Source organism: Kitasatospora sp. NPDC048365, from assembly GCF_043200835.1.
GTDB classification, from domain to species: domain Bacteria; phylum Actinomycetota; class Actinomycetes; order Streptomycetales; family Streptomycetaceae; genus Kitasatospora; species Kitasatospora terrestris.
Window position 1 is genome coordinate 18,502 of sequence record NZ_JBICYJ010000029.1, and the last position, 19,615, is coordinate 38,116.

Sequence of the window (19,615 nt, forward strand, 5' to 3'; positions counted from 1 at the left end):
CCCGTGGCGACAGAGAGAACACTACCAGGCCCGCGGAGCGCTTCTCACCTGCGTTTCTGTGCCCCGGGCGGGGGAGTGCGGGCGTAGTCGGAGCGGGATCGGGATAGATGCTCACAAGACGGACATTCGGCTGGTGGGCGGCGGTACGGAGGCGGTGGCGGCGATGCGACGGGGTGCGCGGGTGGCGGACGGGCGGGACGGTACGGCGACCGTGCCGGAGGCGGGGCTGCGGCGCGGGTTCGGGGCGCTGGCGGTGCTGGGGGTGGTGCTGGTCGGGGCGGCGGTGTTCGGGCTGCTGTACACCGCCTTCGCGACGCTGACGAGTGTGCTGCTGTTCGGTTGGCTGCTGCTGATCGGCGGCGCGGTGGGGCTGGTGCACGCGGTGCTCGGGCGGAAGGGGAACTTCTTCTGGCTGGGGGCGGCGGTGGCGGCGCTGAACATCGCGGCGGGCCTGGTGATGATCGCCCGCCCGGACGAGGCGGCGGAGGCGCTGACCCTGTTCGCGGCGCTGCTGTTCCTGAGCGCGGGCGCGTTCCGGCTGGTGGGTGGGGTGGTGGTGCGCGGGCCGCAGTTCGGCTGGACGCTGGCGCTGGGCGTGCTGGACCTGGTGATCGGTGTGCTGGTGCTGAAGGAGTGGCCGAGCAGTTCGCGGTACACGCTGGGGGTGTTCTTCTCGCTGGCGCTGCTGTTCGACGGCCTGGCGCTGGTGAGCATCGGGGTGGGCGGCCGCCGGGTGATCGGCATGGTGGACGACGCCCGCCGCGCCGCCGAGCCGGAGCCCGAGCCGGAGCCCCGGCCCGAGGCGGTGCCCGAGTCGGAGGCGGTGCCGGGGCCCGGCGGTGGGGCGCCGTCGCCGGACCTGGAGAAGCCGGCGCCGCCCGCGCAGTCGGACCAGCAGACCGGGTGACCGCTCCGGGCGCCACGCCCGGCAGGAGCGGGCGGATCCTGGCGCTGTCCGGTCATTTTCGGTCGGAAGAGTTCACCCGGCGCATAGTTCCAGTCCCGATCGTGGTGACCGGGTCGTGCTCTCCTAGCCTCTGTGGACCAGGGGAGCGTTGAGCGGAGCGCCCGATTCCCGACCGGCCGTCGGCGGCCGTGCCTCCCGTCATCGTACGAAGGGCGGGTTGTGGTGGAGCGACAGACCAGCGGCGGTGCCGGTCCTGCGGTCCGGCGGACGGCTCCGGGCCGGGTGGTGGAGCAGCCGGGCGAAGGGGTGTGGCGGTTCGCGGCGGTGTCGAACGACGCCTCGGTGCCGCGGACCAGACACGCGGTGCGCGACCGACTGCTGGCGCAGGGGATGGGCGGCGAGCTCTACCAGGAGCTGGTGGACGACCTGCTGCTGATCGTCTCCGAGCTGGTGAGCAACGCGGTGACGCACGCGGCGGTGCTCTCCCCGGAGGTCTCCACCGAGCTGACCATCGGGGACGGCCGGGTGCGGATCGCGGTGGAGGACGGGCACCCGTACCGGCCGAAGGCGCAGGAGAGCGACCTCGGCCGGCTGGGCGGGCGCGGCCTGCTACTGGTGAAGAGCGTGACGCTGCAGGCGGGCGGGGTGTGCGACGTGGAGCGGACGGCGGACGGCGGGAAGGTGATCTGGGCGTCGCTGCCGCTGCCGGAGGCGGTCGACCCCGAGCCGGAGGACGGTCCGGACGTGGCGGTCGACCTCGACCTCTGGCGGCACTGAGCGGCCGCCGGGGCCACCGGTCGGCGCCCGCCGGCTACCAGTCGCGGCCGGCGATCTCCCGGATGCCCGGCAGGGCCGCCTCGAAGACGGTCCGGAACCACACCGAGAACGGCTTCTCGGCCTCCAGCTCGCGCAGCTCGGCGGCGGTGACGAAGCGGGTCGACTCGACCTCGTCCGGGTCCGGGTCGACGTCGGCGGTGACCAGGCCGACGAAGAGGTGGTTCCACTCGCGCTCGATCAGGCCGGAGGCCTCGTCGGGGAGGTCGTAGCGGACGGTGCCGGCCTCGCACAGCAGGGCGGGGGCCAGGCCCAGCTCCTCGGCGGTGCGGCGGGCGGCGGCGACGAAGGGCTGCTCACCGGGGTAGGGGTGGCCGCAGCAGGTGTTGGACCAGACGCCGGGGGAGTGGTACTTGCCGAGCGCGCGGCGCTGGAGCAGCATCCGGCCCTGGCGGTCGAAGAGGAAGACCGAGAAGGCCCGGTGCAGCCGGCCGGGCTGCTGGTGGGCCCAGAGCTTCTCGCCGGTGCCGATGGTGACGCCCTCGTCGTCGACCAGTTCCAGCAGGATCTCGGTGGTGGTGGAGAGCTCGGCCGGGACGTCGGTCTGGCTGATCGCGGGGCTCATGGGCGGGCGGCACCTTTCGGCGGGACGGTTCGACACACTTCGACCGGCGTGGCCGGGCCCGCCCAGTCTGCCGCATGGCCCGCCGCGGCTGCCGCCCCGACGCACGCCATGGAGGGTAAGGGCCGAATGATTGGCAGAGTTGTTCGACTGATGAACGCTTCGGGTCCACTCCTTCCACACAGGTGTTCACCTTCTCGACCGGTTGTGCCTGCGAAGAGGGCCGTGCCCGCGTTCTGCCAGGTCGCCGGGGTCGCCTACCATCACCAGTACACGGTGGCCGGTAACCGGGCCATCGGCGTGCCGCGACGGACACCCGGCCGGCCCGATCCGAGATGACGCAGGAGACACCGCATGATCGGCCTCGTTCTGGCCGCCGGCGCCGGCCGCCGGCTCCGGCCCTACACCGACACCCTGCCCAAGGCGCTGGTGCCGGTCGACGGGGAGCGGACGGTGCTGGACCTGACCCTCGGCAACTTCGCCGAGGTGGGTCTGCGCGAGGCCGCGATCGTGGTCGGCTACCGCAAGGAGGCCGTGTACGACCGCAAGGACGCGCTGGAGCAGAAGTACGGCGTCAAGCTCACCCTGGTCGAGAACGACAAGGCCGAGGAGTGGAACAACGCCTACTCGCTGTGGTGCGCCCGCGACCTGTTCGGCGAGGGCCTGCTGCTGGCCAACGGCGACACCGTGCACCCGGCCTCGGTGCAGCGCACCATGCTGGACGGCAACGACCGGCTGATCAAGGAGGGTGCCGCGCCCGGCATCCTGCTGGCGCTGGACACCGTGAAGAAGCTGGCCGACGAGGAGATGAAGGTCGTCGTCGACCCGGAGCTCGGCATGCGGCGGATCACCAAGCTGATGGACCCGTCCGAGGCGACCGGTGAGTACATCGGCGTCACGGTGATCAACCCGTCCGCCGGGGACGCGCTCGCCGACGCCCTCAAGGCGACCTACGAGCGCGACCCGCAGCTGTACTACGAGGACGGCTACCAGGAGATGGTCCACCGCGGCCTGCGGATCGACGTGCAGCCGATCGGCGAGGTGTCCTGGGTCGAGGTGGACAACCACGACGACCTGAACAAGGCGAGGGAGATCGCGTGCCGGTACTGACCCGCCTGCTGCCGTCCCCGGTCTTCGTCGAGATCCGCCCGCGCGCCCTGGAGTCGCTCGGCGGCATCCTCGCGGACGGCCGGCTGTCCAGCTCCGGGCGGATAGCGGTGGCGATCAGCCCGGGCTCCGGGCGGGCGCTGCGCGAGCGCCTGGAGCCGGTGCTGCCGGGCGCGGACTGGTACGACGTGGCCGACGGCACCCTGGACGGGGCGGTCCGGCTGGCGGACGCGGTGCGCGGGGGCCACTACGACGCCCTGGTGGGCCTCGGCGGCGGTAAGATCATCGACGCGGCGAAGTACGCGGCCGCCCGGGTCGGTCTGCCGGTCGTCGCGGTGGCCACCAACCTCGCGCACGACGGCATCTGCTCGCCGGTCTCCACCCTGGACAACGACGCCGGCCGGGGCTCCTACGGGGTGCCCAGCCCGATCGGGATCGTGGTCGACCTGGAGGTCATCGCCAAGGCCCCGAAGCGCTTCGTCGCGGCCGGGATCGGCGACGTGCTGTCCAACATCTCGGCCTGCGCGGACTGGGAGCTGTCCCAGCGGGAGACCGGCGAACCGGTGGACGGGCTGGCCGTCGCGATGGCCCGCTCGGCGGCCGAGAACCTGCTCCGGCACCCCGGCGGGCTGGAGGACCAGGACCTGCTGACATCGCTGGCGGAGGCCCTGGTACTGTCCGGCATCGCGATGAACATCGCTGGCAGCACCCGGCCGTCGTCGGGCGCCTGCCACGAGATCTCGCATGCCCTGGACCTGCTGTACCCCAAGCGGTCCGCCCAGCACGGCGAGCAGGTCGGCCTCGGCGCGGCCTTCGCGAGCCACCTGCGGGGCGAGCGCGAGCTGACCGGCCGGATGGTGGACCGCCTGCGGTTCCACAACCTGCCGGTGACCGCCGATCAGATCGGTTTCACCGAGGCGGAGTTCACCGATGCGGTGCACTACGCTCCGAACACCCGCCCGGGGCGCTTCACCATCCTCGAGCACCTCGACCTCTCCCCTTCCGACATCAGGGACGCGTACGCCGACTATGTCCAAGCAGTCAACAGCTGAACGCCCCCCGGTGGACCTGACCCGCCGCCCCTCGATCGAGGAGCTGCGCGCGGTGATCCACCCGGAGGGCATGCTCCAGCGCCGCAGCGCCGAGCACTGGGCCGGCCGCCTGTACATGCGGAAGATCTCGCTGCGGATCACCCGGATACTCTCGACGGTCACGGCGATCACGCCCAACGGCCTGACCTACCTGATGATGGTCACCGGCATCCTGGCCGGTGCCGCCCTGGTGGTGCCGGGCCTGGCGGGCGCCGTCCTGGCCGCCTTCCTGATCCAGGTCTACCTGCTGCTCGACTGCGTGGACGGCGAGGTCGCCCGCTGGCGCCGGCAGACCTCGCTCACCGGCGTCTACCTCGACCGGGTCGGCCACTACATGTCCGAGGCCGCGCTGCTGACCGGCCTGGGCCTGCGCGCCACCGACCTGTTCCACCAGGACGGCACCGCCGCGCACTGGGAGTGGGCCTTCCTCGGCACGCTGGCCGCGCTCGGCGCGATCCTGATCAAGTCCGAGACCGACCTGGTGGACGTGGCCCGCGCCCGCAGCGGGATGACCGCCGTCGAGGACAGCGCCTCGGTGCCGCGCTCGGCCGGCGTGGCCAAGGCCCGCCGGGCCGCCTCGCTGCTGAAGTTCCACCGCCTGGTGGGCGCGGTGGAGGCCTCGCTGTTCATCCTGGCCGCCGGGATCGCCGACGCGGTGCAGGGCGGGCTGTTCTTCACCCGCCTGGCCGTGGTGGTGCTGGCCGCCATCGCGATGCTCCAGACCGTGCTGCACCTGCTGTCGATCGTCCTGTCGAGCAGGCTGCGATGAGCGACCTCAAGCTCGGCGCCGTGATCATCACGATGGGCAACCGGCCGGCCGAACTGAACGCCCTGATCGACTCCGTCCGCGCCCAGCAGGGCCCGGCCGTCGAGCTGGCCGTGGTCGCCAACGGCGCCCCGCTGCCGGCCCTGCCGGCCGGGGTGCGCACCGCGGAGCTGCCGGAGAACCTCGGCATCCCGGGCGGGCGCAACGTCGGCATCGAGCTGTTCGGCCCGGACGGGCGCGACGTGGACGTGGTGCTCTTCCTGGACGACGACGGCCTGCTGCCGAACACCGACTCCGCCGCGATCCTGCGCGAGGCCTTCGCGGCCGACCCGGGGCTCGGCATCGTCTCCTTCCGGATCGCCGACCCGGAGACCGGCACCACCCAGCGCCGGCACGTCCCCCGGGTCCGGGTGGGCGACCCGATGCGGGGCTCCCGGGTGACCACCTTCCTGGGCGGCGCCAGCGCGGTGCGCACCGCGGTCTTCCCGCAGGCCGGACAGCTGCCCGCGGAGTTCTTCTACGCCCACGAGGAGACCGACCTGGCCTGGCGCGCGCTGGACGCCGGCTGGTCGATCGACTACCGCCCGGACGTGGTGCTGAACCACCCGGCGACCTCCCCGGCCCGGCACGCCGCGTACTTCCACAACGTGGCCCGCAACCGGGTGTGGCTGGCCCGACGGAACCTTCCGGCCCCGATCGTGCCTCTCTACCTGGGGACGTGGTTGCTGCTCACGCTGGCCCGCCGTCCGTCGTCCGACGGGCTCAAGGCCTGGCTCGGCGGCTTCCGCGCCGGCTGGAGCGAACCCTGCGGACCGCGTCGGCCGATGCGGTGGAGCACGGTCTGGCGCTTGACCAGGCTCGGCAGACCGCCAATCATCTGATCGCATGCGGGAGGCGCACCCCGCCCGTGTGATCCGCGAACCGCGCACCCCCTGTCCCCCGTGGTTGCAGCACCTGTTGTGAAGGACGAACGTGTCGACACTGAGTGACCCCGTCAGCCTCTCCTCACCGAGGGGAGAGGACGCGGGCCTGACCCCCAAGGAACTGGCGGCCAAGTACCGGCTGACGGTCAGCGGCCGGCGGCCGGGCCTGTTCGAGTACATTCGGCAGCTGTGGGCCAGGCGGTCCTTCATCACCGCCTTCGCCACCGCCCGCCTGGTGGCGCAGTACACCACGGCCAAGCTCGGCCAGCTCTGGCAGGTGCTGACCCCGCTGCTGAACTGCGCGGTCTTCTACCTGGTCTTCGGTGTGATCATGAACAGCCGGGACACCGTCCCGGTCTACATCGCGTGGCTGTGCGTCGGCGTCTTCGTCTTCCAGTTCTCGCAGAGCGCCATCCAGGCGGGCACCCGGTCCATCTCGGACAACCTGGGCCTGATCCGCGCCCTGCACTTCCCGCGGGCCTCGCTGCCGATCGCGTTCACCGTGATCCAGCTCCAGCAGCTGCTGATCTCGATGGTCGTGCTGGTCGCGATCGTCCTGCTGAACGGCATCTCGCCGGGCATGACCTGGCTGCTGATCGTCCCGGCGCTCGCCCTGCAGGCCCTGTTCAACACCGGCCTCGCCCTGGTGATGGCCCGGGTCGGCGCCAAGACCTCGGACATCTCGCAGCTGATGCCCTTCCTGCTGCGCACCTGGATGTACGTCTCCGGCGTGATGTACAGCGTCTCGGGCTACATCGAGAAGTGGCCGCCGATCTACCAGAAGCTGTACTCGTGGAACCCGGCGACGGTCTACATGGACCTGATGCGCTACGCCTTCATGCCGGAGAGCTTCGACAAGGCGAAGTACCCGGGCGGCTGGGACGCGGCCGGCAACGCGCTGCCGAAGGCGCTGATCCTGCCCGACCACATCTGGATGATGGCCGCGGTCTGGGGCTTCGGCGCCTTCGTCCTCGGCTTCGTGTTCTTCTGGAAGTCCGAGGAGGAGTACGGCCGTGGCTGATGCAGCTCTGTACAAGGAGGAGACCGCGGTGGACGCCCAGCGGGCCAAGGTGCCGACGGTGATCGTGGACGACGTCCACATCGTCTACAAGGTGCACGGCGCGGGCGCCGGCAAGGGCAGCGCCACCTCGGCGCTGAGCCGGATCATCACCCGCAAGAAGGCACCGACCATCCGCGAGGTGCACGCCGTGCGCGGGATCAGCTTCACCGCGTACAAGGGTGAGGCGGTCGGCCTGATCGGGTCCAACGGCTCCGGCAAGTCGACCATGCTGGCGGCCATCGCCGGCCTGCTGCCGACCGAGCGGGGCGGTATCTACACCCACGGGCAGCCCTCGCTGCTGGGTGTGAACGCGGCGCTGATGGACGACCTGACCGGTGAGCGCAACGTGGTGCTGGGCTGCCTGGCGATGGGCATGAGCCCGGCCGAGGTGCGCGAGCGCTACCAGGGCGTCGTCGACTTCTCCGGCATCAACGAGAAGGGCGACTTCATCTCGCTGCCGATGCGCACGTACTCCTCCGGCATGGGCGCCCGCCTGCGGTTCTCCATCGCGGCGGCCAAGACCCACGACGTGCTGCTGATCGACGAGGCCCTGGCCACCGGTGACCAGGCCTTCCAGAACCGCTCCAAGCGGCGGATCGAGGAGCTGCGCAAGGAGGCCGGTACGGTCTTCCTGGTCAGCCACGACAACAACTCGATCCGCGAGACCTGCGAGCGGACCATCTGGATCGAGCACGGCGAGCTGGTGATGGACGGGCACACCGACGAGGTGGTCCGGATGTACGAGAAGGGCGAGCGCCCCTGACCCGGGTGCGTCCGCACGCCAGGGCCGGTACCGGATCCTCCGGTACCGGCCCTGCGCTGTGCGGTGACCGTGTGACGTGTGCGTGTCCGAGCCGCCCGGCCGGGCGGAGCCGGTGTAGAACGGGGGAGTGACCGCAGTGTCGGCTTCAGCCAAATCAGATAACCAGACAGACGGCGCCACGCTGGAGAAGGCGGACCTGGAGAACTTCCCGGTCGCCCCCTCCTTCCTGCCCGCCGCCTGGCGCACCGACCTGATGGCGGTCTACGGCTTCGCCCGCCTGGTCGACGACGCCGGCGACGGCGACCTGGCCGACCCGGCCGGCGTCGCCGCCCTGCTGGGCGTCGACGCCGACCCCGGGCAGGAGGGCTTCCGGCCCGCCCTGCTGGACGGCCTGGAGCGCGACCTCGACCGGGTCTTCGAGCAGGCGCTCGAACCGGCCGCCGCCCCGCCCCGGCACCCGCTGATGCGCGACCTGGTCCCCACCGTGCGGGCCCACGCGCTCACCCCCGAGCCGTTCCGGAACCTGATCGAGGCCAACCGGGTCGACCAGCGGGCCACCCGCTACCCCACCTGGGCGGACCTGCGGCACTACTGCACGCTCTCGGCCGACCCGGTGGGCCGCCTGGTGCTCGCCATCGCGGGCCGCGCCACCCCCGAGCGGATCGAGCTCTCCGACGCGATCTGCACCGGCCTGCAACTGGTCGAACACCTCCAGGACGTCGCCGAGGACCTCGGCCGCGGCCGGATCTACCTGCCCCGGGAGTCCATGGAGCGCTTCGGCGTCACCGAGGCCGACCTGGCCGAGCCCGCCGCCAGTGGCCCGGTGCGTGCGCTGATCGCCTCGGAGGCGGCCCGCGCCCGGACCCTGCTCGACCGCGGGGCTCCGCTGGTCGGTACGGTTCAAGGCAGGCTCAGGCTGCTCCTGGCGGGATTCACCGCCGGCGGGTACGCCGCCCTGGCCGCCGTCGAGGCGGCCGGGTTCGACGTGCTCGCCCACCAGCCGAAGCCCGACAAGCGCCGCCTGGCACTCAAGGCGGCGGCACTCTTCGCGAAGGGAAGGTGAGCGCCCTCGTGGCGGCATCACCACTGGCGTCGGCGCCGGTCATGGCGGCCTACCGGTACTGCGAGGCGGTCACCGCCCTGCAGGCCCGCAACTTCAGCTACGGCATCCGGCTGCTGCCGGAGCCCAAGCGGCTGGCCATGTCCGCGCTGTACGCGCTCGCCCGCCGGGTCGACGACATCGGTGACGGTGAGTTGCCGACCGAGGAGAAGACCCGGGCGCTGGCGCGCACCCGCGACCTGCTCGACGAGATCCGCGAGGGCCGGGTCACCGAGGACGACACCGACCCGATCAAGGTCGCGCTGGCCCACGCGGCCCGGCGCTTCCCGATCCCGCTGGACGGCTTCGACGAACTGATCGAGGGCGTCGAGATGGACCTGCGCGGCGCCGAGTACAAGACCTTCGAGGACCTCAAGGTCTACTGCCGCTGCGTGGCCGGCTCGATCGGCCGGCTCTCGCTCGGCGTGTACGGCTGCACCGACTGGGAGCGCGGCGCCGCGTACGCCGACACCCTGGGCCTGGCCCTGCAGCTCACCAACATCCTGCGCGACCTGCGCGAGGACGCGATGAACGGCCGGATCTACCTGCCGGCCGAGGACCTGGAGCGGTTCGGCTGCCAGGAGGGCTTCGCGCTCTCCGCGCCGCCGCTCGGCGCCGACTTCCTCGGCCTGGTCGCCTTCGAGGCGGACCGCGCCCAGCGGGCCTTCGAGGAGGGCCTGCGGCTGCTGCCGATGCTCGACCGCCGCAGCCGCGCCTGCACCGCCGCGATGGCCGGCATCTACCACCGGCTGCTCGGCCGGATCGCCGCAGACCCGGAGTCGGTGCTGCGCGGCCGGGTCTCGCTGCCGGGCTGGGAGAAGGCGTACGTGGCACTGTCCGGGCTCGCCGGAGGGCGTTCTTGATTCTCTCGCCAGTTATGTCACGCTGTGTCAGCAGAACGTCACTGCAGGCACCGGATCCGCACGCAGACCAGGGCAGGGGGAGGGCCAGATGACCGCACCGGCACGCGACACCCGGCCCACCGCCGTGGTCGTCGGCGGCGGCCTGGCCGGCATCACGGCCGCCCTGCGGCTGGCCGAGGCCGGGCAGCGGGTCACCCTGGTCGAGGGCCGGCCGCGCCTCGGCGGCCTGGCCTTCTCCTTCCGCCGCGGCGAGCTGACCGTCGACAACGGCCAGCACGTCTACCTGCGCTGCTGCACCGCCTACCGCGGCCTGGTCGACCGGCTGGGCGCGGGCTCGCTGGTCGACCTCCAGCCCCGGCTGGACGTCCCCGTGCTGGGCCTCGGCGCCGACGGCGGCCGCACCCTGGGCCGGCTGCGCCGCGCCGAGCTGCCCGTCCCGCTGCACCTGGCCGCCTCGCTCGCCACGTACCCGCACCTCGGCCCGCTGGACCGGGCCCGGGTGGTGCGCGGCGCGCTCGCCCTGCAGCGCCTGGACCTGGACGACCCGGCGCTGGACGCGGTCTCCTTCGGCGAGTGGCTGCGCCGGCACGGCCAGACCCCGGCCACCGCGGCCGCGCTCTGGGACCTGGTCGGCGTCGCCACCCTGAACGCCACCGCCGAGCGCACCTCGCTGGCGCTGGCCGCCAAGGTCTTCAAGACCGGCCTGCTCTCCGACCCGGGCGCCTCCGACATCGGCATCGCCCGCGTCCCGCTCGGCGAGATCCACCACGACCGGGCCCGCACCGAACTGGAGCGGGCCGGGGTCACCGTCCTGCTGCGCGCCAAGGCCGCCGAGCTGAAGCCCGCCGACCAGCACGCCGTCCGGCTGGAGAGCGGCGAGCTGCTCACCGCCGACACCGTGGTGCTGGCCGGCGCCCAGGAGGCCGCCGCGGAGCTGCTGCCGACCGGCGCGATCGACCAGCGGATCGGCGACCTCGGCCACGCGGCGATCCTCAACGTGCACGTGGTCTACGACCGCAAGCTGCTGCGCCGGCCGTTCTTCGCCGCGCTCGGCACCCCCGTCCAGTGGGTCTTCGACCGCACCGCGCACTCCGGCCTGGACGTGCCGGGCGCCCAGTACCTGGCCGTCTCCCAGTCCGACGCCGGCGCCGAGATCGACCTGCCGGTGGCCGAGCTGCGCGAGCGCTACCTGCCCGAGCTGGAGCGCCTGCTGCCCGCCGCCCGGGGCGCCCGGGTGCTGGACTTCTTCGTCACCCGGGAGCGCACCGCCACCTTCGACCCGGCGCCCGGCACCGCCGCGCTGCGTCCCGGCGCCCGCACCCGGATCCCCGGCCTGCTGCTGGCCGGCTCGTGGACCGCCACCGGGTGGCCCGCGACCATGGAGAGCGCGGTGCGCAGCGGCCACGCCGCGGCCGACGCCGCGCTGGCGGGCGCCGGCCGGCTGCCGGTCGACCGCGGCGACGGAAGGTGGCCCCGATGACCGCCCACCCGACCACCGACATCGCATCGCACCGAGAGGGATCGCACGTGGAGGCTCGTACCGGCACCCCGGTCAAGGACACGACGACCGTGCTGGACCTGCTGGCCCGCGGACGCACGCTGTGCACCCCGTCGATGCGCGCGGCCGTCGCCCGTTTGGCGGCACCGATGGACACCGTTGCCGCGTACCACTTCGGCTGGATCGACCGGGACGGCAACCCCGCGGCGGGCGACGGCGGCAAGGCCGTGCGCCCGGCGCTGGCCCTGCTCTCGGCGGAGGCCGTGGGTGCTCCGGCGCAGGTCGGCGTGCCCGGCGGGGTCTCGGTTGAACTGGTGCACAACTTCTCCCTCCTCCATGATGATCTGATGGACGGTGACGAGACCCGACGGCACCGTGCCACGGCGTGGACGGTCTTCGGTCCGGCCCAGGCGATCCTGGCCGGTGACGCGCTGGCCACGCTGGGCACCGAGGTGCTGCTGGACGCTGCGGTGACCGGCGGGGCGACCCCCGCGGACGCCGCGCGCGCCGTCCGGCTGATCACCACCGCCACCCGCCGGCTGATCGACGGCCAGGCGCAGGACGTCTCGTACGAGCAGCGCGACGCGGTCACCGTCGAGGAGTGCCTGGCCATGGAGGGCGGCAAGACCGGCGCCCTGCTGGCCGCCTCGGCGGCGATCGGCGCGGTGCTGGCCGGCGCCGACGACCGGGTGTCGGACGCGCTGCAGCGCTACGGCTACCACCTGGGTCTGGCCTTCCAGGCGGTGGACGACCTGCTGGGCATCTGGGGCGCCACCGAGGTCACCGGGAAGCCGCACTGGAGCGACCTGCAGTCGCGCAAGAAGTCGCTGCCGGTGTGCGCGGCCCTCGCCGAGGGCGGCGCCGCCTCCAAGGAGCTCGCCGCGCAGCTGGCCGACCCGACCGGCCGCGGTGAGGAGAGCGAGCAGAAGCTGGCCGCCCGCGCCGCGCTGATCGAGCAGGCCGGCGGCCGGGCGTGGACCCAGGAGGAGGCCCGCCGCCAGTACGAGACCGCCCTCGCCGCGCTGGACGAGGTACCCATGACCGACCAGGTGCGCGAGCACTTCGTCGCACTCGCCGAATTCGTGGTGGTACGAGAGAGGTGACGTGAAGGTGACAGCAACCGCGGGCGGCAGGATCGACCCCGAAGCCTCAGTTGCAGTACGACAACCTGACGATTCCTCACCCGGGGCGGCGCTCAGCCGCGCCACCGCCCACCTGCTGTCGCTGCAGCACGCCGACGGCTGGTGGAAGGGCGACCTGGAGACCAACGTCACCATGGATGCCGAGGACCTGTTACTGCGACAGTTCCTCGGCATCCGCACCGAGGAGCAGACCCGGGGCGCCGCCGCCTGGATCCGCTCCCAGCAGCGCGAGGACGGCACCTGGGCCACCTTCCACGGCGGCCCGCCGGAGCTCTCCACCACGGTGGAGGCGTACGTCGCGCTGAAACTGGCGGGCGACGACCCCGCCGCCCCGCACATGGCCGCCGCCGCCGCGTACGTCCGCGGCGCCGGCGGGATCGCGGCCGCCCGGGTGTTCACCCGGATCTGGCTGGCGCTCTTCGGCTGGTGGCCCTGGGAGAGACTCCCCGAACTGCCCCCCGAGCTGATCTTCCTGCCGCACTGGGCCCCGCTGAACATCTACTCCTTCGGGCAGTGGGCCCGGCAGACCATCGTCCCGCTCACCGTGGTCTCCGCGCACCGGCCGGTGCGGCCCGGCCCGTTCGACCTCGACGAGCTGCACACCGACCCGGCGAATCCTTTCCCCGAGCGGCCACTGGCCGCCGCCCACACCTGGGACGGCCTCTTCCAGCGCCTCGACCGGCTGATGCACCACTACCACCGGTACGCGCTGCGCCCGCTGCGCCGGCTCGCCCTGCAGCAGGCCGCCCGCTGGATCATCGAACGCCAGGAGTCCGACGGCTGCTGGGGCGGCATCCAGCCGCCCGCCGTCTACTCGCTGATCGCCCTCAACCTGCTCGGCTACCGGCTGGACCACCCGGTGATGAAGGCCGGGATCGCCTCCTTCGACGGCTTCACCGTGCACACCGAGGACGGCCGGCGCTGGATGGAGGCCTGCCAGTCCCCGGTGTGGGACACCTGCCTGGCCGCCATCGCGCTCCGCGACGCGGGACTGCCCGGCGACCACCCCGCCCTGGTCGGCGCCACCGACTGGATGCTCGGCGAGGAGATCACCAAGCGCGGCGACTGGGCGGTCAAGCGCCCGCAGCTGCAGCCCGGCGGCTGGGCCTTCGAGTTCCAGAACGACACCTACCCGGACGTCGACGACACCGCCGAGGTGATCCTCGCCCTCGCCCGGGTCGACCACCCGGCCCCGGAGAAGGTGGACGGCGCGGTGCGCCGGGCGATCGACTGGACGCTCGGCATGCAGTCCCGCAACGGCGCCTGGGGCGCCTTCGACGCCGACAACACCAGCCCGCTGCCCAACAAGCTGCCGTTCTGCGACTTCGGCGAGGTGATCGACCCGCCGTCCGCCGACGTCACCGCGCACATGGTCGAGATGCTGGCCGCCGTCGGCCGGGCCGGCGACCCGCGCTGCCGGCGCGGCATCACCTGGCTGCTGCGCAACCAGGAGGCGGACGGCTCCTGGTTCGGCCGCTGGGGCACCAACTACATCTACGGCACCATGTCGGTCGTCCCCGCCCTGGTCGCCGCCGGCATCTCCACCGCCCACCCGGCGATCCGCCGCTCGGTGCGCTGGTTGGAGCAGCGGCAGAACGAGGACGGCGGCTGGGGCGAGGACCTGCGCTCCTACCGCGACCCGGCCGACTGGTCCGGGCGCGGGGACTCCACCGCCTCGCAGACCGCCTGGGCGCTGATGGCGCTGCTCGCCGCCGGCGAGCGGGACAACCCCGTCGTGGAGCGCGGCGTCCGCTGGCTGATCCGCACCCAGCGGCCGGACGGCACCTGGGACGAACCGCAGTTCACCGGCACCGGCTTCCCCTGGGACTTCTCCATCAACTACCACCTCTACCGGCTGGTCTTCCCGGTCACCGCGCTGGGCCGCTACGTCCACGACACCCCGCTCGGCGGTGTGTCATGACGGCACCTCTGCTCGTGGTCTGCGCGCTGGTGCCCGAGGTCTGGGCGCTGCGCGGCGGCGACTGGTCCGGGGCGTACGGCGGGCCCGCCGTGCTGGCCCGGACCGGCATGGGCCGGCGCCGGGCCCGCCGGAGCGCCGGCGCGCTGCTCGCCGCCGGCGGGTACGGGGCGCTGGTGGTGGCCGGGTTCGGCGCCGCGGTCGGCCCCGGCACCGAGCCGGGCGACGTGATCGTCGCCGACGCGGTCCGGGACTCCGACGGCGGGTTCCACCCGCTGGAGTCGGCCCCGGCCCTGGTCAAGGTACTGGAGGGGTACGGCCTGACCGTGCACACCGGCCTGCACCACACCGCCGACCACGTGGTCCGCGGCGCCGAGCGGCACGCCCTGCACGCCGCCGGCGCGCTCGCCGTCGACATGGAGGCCGCCGCGGTCCTCGCCGCCCGCGCCGAGCTCCGCCCCGAACTGCCGGCCGCCGTGCTGCGGATCGTGGTCGACACCCCCGAGCGGGAACTGATCCGCCCGCGCGCCCTGCCCGCCGGCGTCCGCGCCTGGCGGGCGCTGCGCTCCGTCGTACCGGCCCTCACCGAGTGGCACCGGCAGGCCACCGCCCCGGCGCCGTCCACCGAGCTCCACCCACAGCCCTCGACGCTCCCCCAGGAGGCGAGCTAGCCATGGCCATGCCGCTGCGCCAGACCATCCGCGTCAGCACCTACCTCATGCAGCAGAAGCTCAAGCGCAAGGAGAAGTTCCCGCTCATCGTCGAGCTGGAACCGCTCTACGCGTGCAACCTGGCCTGCGAGGGCTGCGGCAAGATCCAGCACCCGGCGGGCGTGCTCAAGCAGCGCATGCCGGTCGCCCAGGCGGTCGGCGCGGTGCTGGAGTGCGGCGCCCCGATGGTCTCCATCGCGGGCGGCGAGCCGCTGATGCACCCGCAGATCGACGAGATCGTCCGCCAGCTGGTGGAGCGGAAGAAGTACGTCTTCCTGTGCACCAACGCCCTGCTGCTGCGCAAGAAGCTGGACAAGTTCACGCCCTCGCCGTACTTCACCTTCGCGGTGCACATCGACGGCCTGCGCGAGCGGCACGACGCCTCGGTGGCCAAGGAAGGCACCTTCGACGAGGCGGTGGCCGCGATCAAGGAGGCCAAGCGGCGCGGCTTCCGGGTCACCACCAACTCGACCTTCTTCAACACCGACACCGCGCAGACCGTGGTCGAGGTGCTGGACTACCTCAACGACGAGCTCAAGGTCGACGAGATGATGATCTCCCCGGCCTACGCCTACGAGAAGGCCCCCGACCAGGACCACTTCCTCGGTGTCGAGCAGACCCGGGAGCTGTTCCGCAAGGCCTTCGCCGGCGGCAACCGCCGGCGCTGGCGGCTCAACCACAGCCCGCTCTTCCTCGACTTCCTGGAGGGGAAGGTCGACTTCGAGTGCACGGCCTGGGGCATCCCCAACTACTCGCTGTTCGGCTGGCAGCGCCCCTGCTACCTGATGGCCGACGGCTACGTGCCGACCTACCGCGAACTCATCGAGAAGACCGACTGGTCGAAGTACGGGCGCGGCCGCGACCCGCGCTGCGACAACTGCATGGCGCACTGCGGCTACGAGCCCACGGCGGTGCTCGCCACCATGGGCTCGCTCAAGGAGTCGCTGCGCGCCGCCCGGGAGACCGTTGCCTCCGGGAAGATCAACTAGTACCTGAACCAAGATCGGCGAGGTGAAGTGATGTCACTGCTGACCGAGATCCAGGGGCCCGCGGACCTGCGACGCCTGCCCGCCGAGCAACTCCCGCTGCTCGCCGACGAGATCCGGGACTTCCTGATCGACGCGGTCACCCGCACCGGCGGCCATCTCGGCCCCAACCTCGGCGTCGTCGAACTCACCATCGCCCTGCACCGGGTGTTCGACTCCCCGCACGACCGCATCCTGTGGGACACCGGCCACCAGGCCTACGTCCACAAGCTCCTCACCGGCAGACAGGACTTCTCCCGGCTGCGCAGCAAGGACGGCCTCTCCGGCTACCCCTCGCGCGCCGAGTCCGGGCACGACCTGATCGAGAACTCGCACGCCTCCACCGCCCTCGGCTACGCCGACGGCATCGCCAAGGCCAACCAGATCCTCGGCACCGACCGGCACACCGTCGCCGTGATCGGCGACGGCGCGCTGACCGGTGGCATGGCCTGGGAGGCGCTCAACAACATCGCCGAGGCCCAGGACCGCCCGCTGGTCGTGGTGGTCAACGACAACGAGCGCTCGTACGCCCGGACCGTCGGCGGCCTGGCCCACCACCTGTCCACCCTGCGCACCACCCGCGGCTACGAGCGCTTCCTCTCCTGGGGCAAGGAGGCGCTGCAGCGCACCCCGGTGGTCGGCAAGCCGGTGTTCGACGCGCTGCACGGCGCCAAGAAGGGCTTCAAGGACGCCTTCGCCCCGCAGGGCATGTTCGAGGACCTGGGGCTGAAGTACCTCGGCCCGATCGACGGCCACGACATCGGCGCGGTCGAGCAGGCGCTGCGCCAGGCCCGGCACTTCGGCGGGCCGGTCATCGTCCACTGCCTCACCGTCAAGGGCCGCGGCTACCGGCCCGCCGAGCAGGACGAGGCCGACCGCTTCCACGCGGTCAACCCGATCGACCCGTACACCTGCCTGCCCATCTCGCCCTCCGCCGGGGCCTCCTGGACCTCGGTGTTCGGCAGCGAGATGGTGGCGATCGGCACCGACCGGCCGGACGTGGTGGCGATCACCGCCGCCATGCTGCAGCCGGTGGGCCTGGCCAAGTTCGCCGCCGCCCACCCCGACCGGATCTACGACGTGGGCATCGCCGAGCAGCACGCGGTGGCCAGCGCCGCCGGGCTCGCCACCGGCGGGCTGCACCCGGTGGTGGCGGTGTACGCCACCTTCCTGAACCGGGCCTTCGACCAGGTCCTGATGGACGTCGCGCTGCACCGGCTGGGCGTCACCTTCGTCCTCGACCGGGCCGGCGTCACCGGCAACGACGGCGCCTCGCACAACGGCATGTGGGACATGTCCGTGCTGCAGGTCGTCCCCGGGCTGCGGCTGGCCGCGCCGCGCGACGGCGACCAGCTGCGGGAGCAGCTGCGGGAGGCCGTGGCGGTCGGCGACGCGCCGACCGTGGTGCGCTTCCCGAAGGGCGAACTCGGCCCCGAGGTCCCCGCACTGGAACGGATCGGCGGCGTCGACGTGCTCGCCAGGACCGGGCCCGCCCCGGAGATCCTGCTGGTCGCCGTCGGCGCGATGGCCCCCGCCTGCCTGGACGCGGCGGCCCTGCTCGTCGCCGAGGGGTACAGCGCGACCGTGGTCGACCCGCGATGGGTCAAGCCGGTCGACCCCGCCCTGGTCGCACTCGCCGCCGAGCACCGGATGGTGGTCACCGTCGAGGACAACGGCCGCACCGGCGGGGTCGGCGCCGCGATCGCCCAGGCGATGCGGGACGGCGGCGTCGACGTACCGCTGCGCGACCTGGGCATCCCGCAGGAGTTCCTGACGCACGCCTCGCGCGGGGAGATCCTGGAGGAGGTCGGCCTCACCGGTACCGGCGTCGCCGCCCAGACCGCCGCCTTCGCCAAGCAGCTGCTGCCCGGCGGGCACGGCACCTCCGGCAGCAGCGCCCAGCAGTACCGGCCCCGCGTGCCCCGCAAGTGACCTGAGGAGCGAAGCAGCACCATGGCCGAATCCTTCGATCTCGCCGCCCTGCTCGCGGAACGCGGGCCGGAACGCTACGAGTTGCACGCCAAGTACCTCAACCCGCAGCTGCCCCGGATGCTGCACACCATCGGCTTCGACAAGTACTACGAGCGCGCCGCCGGCCCGTACTTCTACGACGCCGAGGGCAACGAGTACCTGGACATGCTGGCCGGCTTCGGCATCTTCGCGCTCGGCCGGCACCACCCGGTGGTCCGGGCCGCCGTCCAGCAGGTGATGGACCTCGACCTGCCCGACCTCACCCGCTTCGAATGCCCCACCCTGCCGGGCCTGCTGGCGGAGAAGTTGCTGTCGTACACCCCCGGCCTGGAGCGGGTGTTCTTCGGCAACAGCGGGACGGAGGCGGTGGAGACCGCGCTGAAGTTCGCCCGCTACGCCACCGGGAAGAAGCGGGTGCTCTACTGCGACCACGCCTTCCACGGCCTCACCACCGGCTCGCTGTCGGTCAACGGCGAGAGCGGCTTCCGCAAGGGCTTCGACCCGCTGCTGCCGGACACCGCGATCCCGCTCGGCGACCTCGGCGCGCTGCGGAAGGAGCTGAAGCGCGGCGACGTGGCGGCGCTGATCGTCGAGCCGATCCAGGGCAAGGGCGTCACCATCGCCCCGACCGGCTGGATGAGCGCCGCACAGGCGCTGCTGCACGAGCACAAGGCGCTGCTGATCTGCGACGAGGTGCAGACCGGCATCGGCCGCACCGGCGACTTCTTCGCCTACCAGCACGAGGAGGGCCTGGTCCCCGACCTGGTGTGCGCGGCGAAGGCGCTCTCCGGCGGGTACGTGCCGATCGGCGCGACGCTCGGCAAGTCGTGGATCTTCGACAAGGTGTACTCCTCGATGGACCGGGTGCTGGTGCACTCCGCGTCCTTCGGCTCCAACGCGCAGGCGATGGCCGCCGGGCTCGCCACCCTGCACGTGATGGAGCAGGAGAAGGTGGTCGAGAACGCCCGGGCGGTGGGCGACCTGTTCCGCGAGCGGCTGGCGGCGCTGGTGGACGAGTACGAGCTGCTCGCGGACGTGCGCGGGCGCGGGCTGATGATCGGGATCGAGTTCGGCCGGCCGAAGTCGCTGAAGCTGCGGACCAGCTGGACGGCCGTGCAGGCCGCCCGGAAGGGCCTGTTCGCGCAGATGGTGGTGGTGCCGCTGCTGCAGAAGTACCGGATCCTGACCCAGGTGTCCGGGGACCACCTGGAGGTGATCAAGCTGATCCCGCCGCTGGTCGTCACCGAGCGGGACGTGGACACCTTCGTCCGCGCGTTCACCGAGATCATGGACGAGGCGCACCACGGCAGCGGCCTGATGTGGGACTTCGGCAAGACGCTGGTCAAGGGCGCGGTGCGGTAGCGGCACCGCGCCCC

Annotated in this window: 18 protein-coding genes; 17 read left to right on the plus strand and 1 reads right to left on the minus strand. The window is 72.5% G+C overall.

Annotated features, from left to right (window positions below):
* Nucleotides 1-163 precede the first annotated feature (163 nt).
* Complete coding sequence (locus ACGFX4_RS26560) at nucleotides 164-907, plus strand: HdeD family acid-resistance protein (protein ID WP_393079383.1); 744 nt, start codon at nucleotides 164-166, stop codon at nucleotides 905-907.
* A 222-nt stretch (nucleotides 908-1,129) separates the two neighbouring features.
* Complete coding sequence (locus tag ACGFX4_RS26565) at nucleotides 1,130-1,684, plus strand: ATP-binding protein (protein WP_393079151.1); 555 nt, start codon at nucleotides 1,130-1,132, stop codon at nucleotides 1,682-1,684.
* Between the two features lie 34 nt (nucleotides 1,685-1,718).
* On the opposite strand, the gene idi is transcribed toward ACGFX4_RS26565, so the two are convergent.
* The gene (idi, locus tag ACGFX4_RS26570; RefSeq protein WP_393079154.1) at nucleotides 1,719-2,306 is read right to left on the minus strand and encodes an isopentenyl-diphosphate Delta-isomerase; all 588 of its coding nucleotides are present in this window, start codon (nucleotides 2,304-2,306) and stop codon (nucleotides 1,719-1,721) included.
* Nucleotides 2,307-2,657: 351 nt separating this feature from the next.
* On the opposite strand from idi, the gene ACGFX4_RS26575 reads away from it, so the two are divergent.
* From ACGFX4_RS26575 to ACGFX4_RS26645, 15 genes are all read left to right on the plus strand, one after another.
* A complete protein-coding gene (locus ACGFX4_RS26575) occupies nucleotides 2,658-3,413 on the plus strand; it encodes a phosphocholine cytidylyltransferase family protein (RefSeq protein WP_345696278.1) in 756 nt (251 codons plus the stop codon).
* Nucleotides 3,401-4,462 carry an iron-containing alcohol dehydrogenase family protein gene (locus ACGFX4_RS26580; protein ID WP_393079158.1) on the plus strand — a complete coding sequence of 354 codons (1,062 nt, stop codon included), beginning with the start codon at nucleotides 3,401-3,403 and terminating at the stop codon, nucleotides 4,460-4,462. The genes ACGFX4_RS26575 and ACGFX4_RS26580 overlap by 13 nt, the downstream gene beginning before the upstream one ends.
* Before the next feature lie 70 nt (nucleotides 4,463-4,532).
* On the plus strand, nucleotides 4,533-5,270 hold the full coding sequence (locus ACGFX4_RS26585) for a CDP-alcohol phosphatidyltransferase family protein (protein WP_393079386.1): 738 nt from the start codon (nucleotides 4,533-4,535) through the stop codon (nucleotides 5,268-5,270).
* Complete coding sequence (locus ACGFX4_RS26590) at nucleotides 5,267-6,148, plus strand: glycosyltransferase family 2 protein (RefSeq protein WP_393079161.1); 882 nt, start codon at nucleotides 5,267-5,269, stop codon at nucleotides 6,146-6,148. Before ACGFX4_RS26585 ends, ACGFX4_RS26590 begins: the two co-directional genes overlap by 4 nt.
* Nucleotides 6,149-6,239: 91 nt before the next feature.
* Nucleotides 6,240-7,211, plus strand: a complete 972-nt coding sequence (locus ACGFX4_RS26595) for an ABC transporter permease (protein WP_393079163.1) — start codon at nucleotides 6,240-6,242, stop codon at nucleotides 7,209-7,211.
* A complete protein-coding gene (locus ACGFX4_RS26600; protein ID WP_393079166.1) occupies nucleotides 7,204-8,013 on the plus strand; it encodes an ABC transporter ATP-binding protein in 810 nt (269 codons plus the stop codon). The genes ACGFX4_RS26595 and ACGFX4_RS26600 overlap by 8 nt, the downstream gene beginning before the upstream one ends.
* Before the next feature lie 136 nt (nucleotides 8,014-8,149).
* On the plus strand, nucleotides 8,150-9,076 hold the full coding sequence (gene hpnC / locus ACGFX4_RS26605) for a squalene synthase HpnC (protein WP_393079169.1): 927 nt from the start codon (nucleotides 8,150-8,152) through the stop codon (nucleotides 9,074-9,076).
* Nucleotides 9,077-9,117: 41 nt separating this feature from the next.
* Complete coding sequence (hpnD, locus tag ACGFX4_RS26610) at nucleotides 9,118-9,975, plus strand: presqualene diphosphate synthase HpnD (protein ID WP_393079389.1); 858 nt, start codon at nucleotides 9,118-9,120, stop codon at nucleotides 9,973-9,975.
* An 88-nt stretch (nucleotides 9,976-10,063) separates the two neighbouring features.
* Nucleotides 10,064-11,455: a hydroxysqualene dehydroxylase HpnE gene (hpnE, locus tag ACGFX4_RS26615; RefSeq protein WP_393079172.1), complete on the plus strand. Its 1,392-nt coding sequence runs from the start codon at nucleotides 10,064-10,066 to the stop codon at nucleotides 11,453-11,455.
* Nucleotides 11,452-12,576, plus strand: a complete 1,125-nt coding sequence (locus ACGFX4_RS26620; RefSeq protein WP_393079175.1) for a polyprenyl synthetase family protein — start codon at nucleotides 11,452-11,454, stop codon at nucleotides 12,574-12,576. The genes hpnE and ACGFX4_RS26620 overlap by 4 nt, the downstream gene beginning before the upstream one ends.
* Nucleotides 12,577-12,583: 7 nt before the next feature.
* Nucleotides 12,584-14,536, plus strand: a complete 1,953-nt coding sequence (shc, locus tag ACGFX4_RS26625; protein WP_393079178.1) for a squalene--hopene cyclase — start codon at nucleotides 12,584-12,586, stop codon at nucleotides 14,534-14,536.
* A complete protein-coding gene (locus ACGFX4_RS26630) occupies nucleotides 14,533-15,204 on the plus strand; it encodes a 1-hydroxy-2-methyl-2-butenyl 4-diphosphate reductase (RefSeq protein WP_393079181.1) in 672 nt (223 codons plus the stop codon). Before shc ends, ACGFX4_RS26630 begins: the two co-directional genes overlap by 4 nt.
* Nucleotides 15,205-15,206: 2 nt before the next feature.
* On the plus strand, nucleotides 15,207-16,232 hold the full coding sequence (gene hpnH / locus ACGFX4_RS26635; protein WP_393079184.1) for an adenosyl-hopene transferase HpnH: 1,026 nt from the start codon (nucleotides 15,207-15,209) through the stop codon (nucleotides 16,230-16,232).
* Between the two features lie 30 nt (nucleotides 16,233-16,262).
* Nucleotides 16,263-18,200, plus strand: coding sequence for a 1-deoxy-D-xylulose-5-phosphate synthase (dxs, locus tag ACGFX4_RS26640; protein WP_393079187.1), 1,938 nt, complete (start codon nucleotides 16,263-16,265; stop codon nucleotides 18,198-18,200).
* Between the two features lie 21 nt (nucleotides 18,201-18,221).
* Nucleotides 18,222-19,601, plus strand: a complete 1,380-nt coding sequence (locus tag ACGFX4_RS26645; RefSeq protein WP_393079189.1) for an aspartate aminotransferase family protein — start codon at nucleotides 18,222-18,224, stop codon at nucleotides 19,599-19,601.
* The last annotated feature ends 14 nt before the right edge of the window (nucleotides 19,602-19,615 follow it).